This is a genomic window from Nonomuraea antri, assembly GCF_013283785.1.
Classification (GTDB): Bacteria; Actinomycetota; Actinomycetes; order Streptosporangiales; family Streptosporangiaceae; genus Nonomuraea; species Nonomuraea antri.
This window is the reverse complement of the sequence record NZ_JABCPZ010000398.1, coordinates 1-5,262: the sequence shown is the minus strand read 5'-3', so window position 1 is coordinate 5,262 and position 5,262 is coordinate 1. Positions and strand designations below refer to the sequence as shown.

Below are 5,262 nucleotides of genomic sequence, written 5' to 3'. Positions count from 1 at the left end.
GCCCCGGCCCGCGACGGCGACGGCACCCGCACCACAGAGGGCACCCGCAGCGCAGAGGGCACCCGCGCCAGCGAAGGCCCCCGCAACACCGAGGGCCCCCGCAGCGGTGACGGCACGCGCGACACCGGCGGCGTCCCCCGGCAGGACGCCGACGGCCCGATCGCGCGCACGGACCCCGACAGTCCAACCGCGCGCTCGGACGCCGACGGCCCGAACGCCCGCGCGGACGCCGACCGTCCGGCCGCCCGCCCGGACGCCGACACCACGACCACCACGGCCGCCGCCACCCCGCCCAGGGACGGCTCGGCCAGAGTCCCGTTCGAGTTCGAGCGGTTCTACAGCGACGCCCGCTGGTCCGCCGAGTCCACCCGCTTCGAGCAGCGCCTCGGCGCGTACTACTTCAACGACCCGAGAACCCTGGACGCCGCACGCACCGCCGTGGGCAAGATGCGTGACGTCCTCCTGTCGCTCACCCCGCGCCAGGAGGGCGAGAGCCGGGCCGCGTTCACCCGCCGCGTGGAGGACGTCTTCTTCCGCGACGACGCGCTCGACAGCGCCGGCCAGGTCGGCAAGGGCCGCCTGACGGTCGACGAGCTGATCGCCACGGGCAACCTGCGCGAGCTGATGACCGCCTTCTACAACGGCGCCTACTTCAACTACAACGACCCGCACATCTTCGGCAACGCGCTCCTGCGCGTCATCGACGACGGCCTGTGGGACCAGGCCGGCGCGCTCGGCCTGGACGTCGAGCAGATCAGGGGCGCGCAGCGGCAGCTCGACGACAGCGTCAACCGTCCGCTGCTGGGCTTCTTCGACCGGAAGATCACCGGCGACCAGTTCCGTTTCGCCCGCGACCCGTTCGGCACCGGCAACGTGCTGATGCAGGCCGAGCGCGGCGTGCGCGACCTGGCCGAGGTGGTGCAGAGCCAGCGCAGGCACGATCGCACGCCCGCCGAGCAGAAGCCGTACATCAGGAGCCCCGGCTACTACGAGGAGATCGGCGCGCCGCTGGGCCGGCACGAGCGGGCCTTCGTCGAGTCGCGCACGGGACCGCTGCTCGACGTCTCGCCGCTGCCCTGGCGCGAGGGCCTGACCGCGCACGACAGCAGCAACAGCCGCTGGGCCAGGCACGCCGCCGCCGACGGCTACCTGGTCGTGGACGGCGTCTCCGGCACCACGAGCAGGATGCTGACCGCGGCCAAGTTCCTCAACCTCGGCCCGGGCATGAACGAGGCGTTCCTCGGCGCGCTGATGGGCTGGATGCTGCCGGGCCGCGACCACTCGCTGTTCGAGATCACCCGGGGCGCCCAGATGGTGGACGTGGGCGGGCTGCGGCTCGAACCCGGCGTCCGTACCTCGGCGGTGGACCTGCACCGGAGCCTGCCGGGGCTGGACCTGGGCACGCTGCGGCGCGAGATCCTGCCCGACGGCCTGTTCCCGCACGAGTCGCGCTACCTGCAGCGCGCCACCGAGCAGGACGGCTTCTCCGAGACCCGGCACCCGAAGGTCCGCGAGACGGCCGAGAGGCTGTGGCCCCAGCTCGACCAGGGCCGGGTCACGGACCCCGACCTGGCCGGCTGGCTGCGCCGCAACGGCATCGACCCGGACGACGCCGCCCAGGTACGCGGGCTGGCCGAGCGCCTGTCGCCGGCGCACGTGATGGCGCTGACCGTGTACACGCGGCACAGCCACTACCTGATCAACAACGTCACCCGCACCCAGCTCTGGACGGCCGGGATGTCGGAGTCCGCGGTGCAGACGAGGATGGCGCAGAAGGTCACCGAGCTGGTCTCGAACTACCTGGACAACCTGGCCACCGGCCGCAAGGCGCTGCCGCTCCCGCTGGAGCTGCGCCCGCTGCTGCACGCCGGTGACGGGCACCTGGACTCGCGTTCGCCGCTCAACGCCACGGCCCAGGCGTGGATGGACGCCGCGCACCGGGCGGAGGACGCCAAGACGCGGGCCGGCGAGCTGCGTGCCGAGGGGCACACGAACGCCGCGCGCCAGGCCGAGTCCGAGGTCAGGGACGCGCGCAGGGACCAGCGCGCGGCCTGGCGCGAGCTACGCGAGGACCTGGCGGACGTGACGCCGCGCCTGTTCGACGAGATGCGCTGGCACGCCGACATGGTTCACGACGCCATGCTGCAACTGCCCGCGCTCGGCACGCCGGACCGGCCGGTGCTGGCCTACCGCGGCGACTGGATCACACCCGTCTACTCGCCGATCTACGGCTCGAAGCTGTTCCCTTACGGCGTCGCGCGCGAGTTCATGAGTGTGAGCACCCTGGTCGAGGTGGCGGTGCGCTTCATGGCGGAGAACCCGGCGAGCGACAGGAAGGTCCTGGTCGTCTACCTGCTCAACGGCGGCCAGGCCAGGGACATCTCGGTCTTCTCCTCCTTCGCCGAGGACCAGGAGGCGGTGTTCCCGCCGCACTCGCGCGCCCACCGGGTGGACAACCCGGAGCTGGTCGAGCGGGTCCGCGCCGAGGCCGAGCGCGCGGCCCAGGACCTGGTGCGCCGCGGCGTGCTGCCCGAGGCGCCGACCGGCTATGACATCATCGTGATGGAGGAGGACTGACGTGGCGCCCGAGCTCGACGAACAGGGCCGGCGGATCTTCGAGGGCCTCCACCGGCTGCTGCTCCGCCTGGCCGGCAGGTTCCCCGACGACCTGGTCTTCCGCACCCGCACCATGCTCGCCGGCGGCGACCTGACCTACCTGCCCGACATCGTCACGGCCGCCGCGGCGGAGCTCGGCGTGACTCTCACCGCACCGGAGCTGGACCTGCTGCGCGAGGTCCCGGTGGCGCTGGGCGTGGGCGGTGAGCCGACCGGCGCGGGCCAGGTGACCGTCTCCGCCGACACCCCGCCGACCGGGCACTTCTTCCGGCGCGACGACGAGACGGACCTGTCCGACGACCTGGTGACCGACGCGCTGACCGAGTACGCGGGCGTGGCCGGCGTCTGGCGCGCCTGGCGCTCCGACCCCGACCGCCGGGTCTACCTGGCCGAGGTCGCGCCGGGCGTGCCCGCGTGGGAGCTCACCGCGGTGGCCCAGACCGAGCTGGTCCAGATGGACGACGACGCGCCGCAGGTGGAGGTGTTCTGGACGGGTGACGACCTGACCCCGTACCACCGGGCGGCACTGGACCACGCCACCCCCCTGTACCCGGCCTGATCCACTCCGGGCTCACGGCAGGCGTACGACGGGGGCCGGCTGGGCGCGTCGTGCCAGCTCCCGGTCCAGCCGGGGGGCGAGCTTGCGGCCGTTGGCGGCGAACGTCCTGAGCTGCCGCAGCCGGCCGCCCGCCAGACTGAAGTCGGCAAGCGACCGTTCCACCGTGACGTGCACGCCGTCGGCGACCGGCCGCGCCCGCCCGATCAGCACCACGTTCTCCTGCCCGGTGAACGCCTCCGGGTGCGCGTGGAAGGTCAGGCAGGCCGGGCCGCTCGCGGCGGCGCCCGGCGGGCCGGTGCGTACCACGAAGCCGTCGTCCACGCGGCGGGCGCCGAGCGTGCGCAGCGGCAGCGGCCAGCCGTCGGCGTCCCGTACGGTCAGCACCGGCGCGCCCAGCCGCATCGCGCGGTCGGCCTGGGGCCGCCAGTCGGCCGGCGGCCTGGCCCAGGCGGCGGGGGCCGCGCCGGGAGGCGCCGGGTCGGACGGCGGCGCGGTCACGCCGGGATCGGCCGTCCAGCACTCGGGCTCGGCGTCCAGCGCGCCGCCCGGCCACCACCGGATCCGCAGCGGGGTGACCTCGATCCACATGCGTGCCCAGTACCAGGTCTGCCTGCGTACCAGGAACCACGGCTGCCGGTCGAAGACCTCAGGCATCTTGGCCCGGTGCCTGCGTACGTACCGGTCGGTGGTCTCCTGCAGGTCGGCGTCCCTGACCGTGGCCAGGCCCTGCACCAGCACGACCGGCGGGTCCGCCAGCCCCGACCCGGTCGGGTCGGAGAACAGCAGCGACACGCGCGGGTCACGCCTGGCGCGCTCGGCCTTGGACGGGTAGGTGACCCCGGTCGACACGTCGACCGTCGGCGAGCCCTCGTCGTGGTACGGCGTGAGCGGCCAGGTGATGGGCGCGCCGGCGCGGGTGAGCGAGGCGTACTCGCAGGTGAGCCCGTGCCGGATCATCGGGAGGACGGCGTGCGGCCAGTGCATGTTCGACTCCTGGGGAAGGTGAGGGCACCAGGTTCACCGCGCGGGCTGGTGGCCCGCTAGGAACGGGCTTCAGCCCGCCGCTCTCACCGTTTTCCTAGGGCGGCCACGCAGTCTGGGCGGCACATCACCCCGCACAGGAAGGCATCCCCGATGACCGCCGTGACCCGCACGCCCGCGCAACTGCTGCTGCCAGGCCAGGCCGCCGCCCCGCCCGGACCCGTCGACCTGGTCGCCATGTACGTGATGCACCACGCGTTCCGCCGCGACCTGAACGCCTTCGCCGCCGCCGTGGAGCGCACCCCGGTCCACGACCGCGCGACGTGGCGGGCGCTGGACGTCCGGTGGGGGCGGTTCTCCGCGATCCTGCACCACCATCACAGCGGCGAGGACGCCGGGCTCTGGCCGCTGCTGCTGTCACGCGCCGACGCCGCGGGCGACCGGGCGGGGCGGGAGACCCTGGAGGCGATGGAGGCCGAGCACGCCGAGATCGATCCGCTGCTGGAGTCGTGCGCCACCGGCTTCCGCCGGCTGGCCGCCGCGCCCGACCCGGACGCGCGTGACGCGCTGGAGGTGCGGGTGCGCGCGGTGCGCGAGCGGCTGGCCAGGCACCTGGAGCACGAGGAACGCGACGCGCTGGTCTTGGTGCAGCGCCACCTGACGCACGCCGACTGGGAACGCCTGGAGAAGGAGCACTTCAAGGGCAAGCACGGGCCGCGGGAACTGGCCTTCGCCGCGTCCTGGGCGGTGCACGGGCTGCCTCGGGCGAGCCTGCGCCGGGTGATCGACAGCATGGCGGGACGGCCGCTGGAGCTGGTGTGGCGGCTGCTGTGGCGCCGTCCTTTCGAACGCCGCGAGCGCGCCGCCTTCCGCTACCTGAACGCGAACCCCTGAGCCGGACCTGTGACCGCGGGAGCCTCAGAAGCCGGCGGCGGCCCGCTGGTCGCGCAGCCGCCGGGCGGCCAGCGGGATCTCCCACCGCTCGCACAGTTCGAGTGCCGCGTCGGCGTGCCTGGCCGCCTGCTCCCGCTCGCCCAGCGCCGCCGCGCGGCCGCCACCTCGCCGGCCAGCCGGGTCTTGCCGATGCCCGGCTCGCCCACGAGCAT

Annotated in this window: 5 protein-coding genes; 3 read left to right on the top strand and 2 right to left on the bottom strand. The window is 74.1% G+C overall.

The window, feature by feature from the left end; all coding sequences use genetic code 11:
• Positions 1–2,577, top strand: a 2,577-nt coding sequence (locus HII36_RS53145) for a hypothetical protein (protein ID WP_217371076.1), incomplete at its 5' end; no start/stop codon positions are given.
• Position 2,578: 1 nt separating this feature from the next.
• Positions 2,579–3,175, top strand: a complete 597-nt coding sequence (locus HII36_RS53140; protein WP_173531022.1) for a hypothetical protein — start codon at positions 2,579–2,581, stop codon at positions 3,173–3,175.
• A gap of 12 nt (positions 3,176–3,187) precedes the next feature.
• Here the strand turns inward: HII36_RS53140 and HII36_RS53135 are convergent, their stop codons facing one another.
• Positions 3,188–4,159, bottom strand: a complete 972-nt coding sequence (locus HII36_RS53135) for a hemerythrin (protein WP_173531021.1) — start codon at positions 4,157–4,159, stop codon at positions 3,188–3,190.
• Positions 4,160–4,309: 150 nt separating this feature from the next.
• Between HII36_RS53135 and HII36_RS53130 the strand changes: the two genes are divergently transcribed.
• Positions 4,310–5,050 (top strand): hemerythrin domain-containing protein, encoded by a 741-nt coding sequence (locus tag HII36_RS53130; protein ID WP_173531020.1) that lies wholly within the window; start codon positions 4,310–4,312, stop codon positions 5,048–5,050.
• A gap of 24 nt (positions 5,051–5,074) precedes the next feature.
• Here HII36_RS53130 and HII36_RS53125 read toward each other — a convergent pair.
• Positions 5,075–5,262: hypothetical protein (locus tag HII36_RS53125; protein ID WP_173531019.1), on the bottom strand; the 188-nt coding region annotated here is incomplete at its 5' end.

What these genes read in the sequence shown, in the direction of transcription:
- HII36_RS53135 (WP_173531021.1), bottom strand. Translation starts at nt 4,159, where the DNA reads ATGCACTGGCCGCACGCCGTCCTCCCGATGATCCGGCACGGGCTCACC.
- HII36_RS53130 (WP_173531020.1), top strand. Translation starts at nt 4,310, where the DNA reads ATGACCGCCGTGACCCGCACGCCCGCGCAACTGCTGCTGCCAGGCCAG.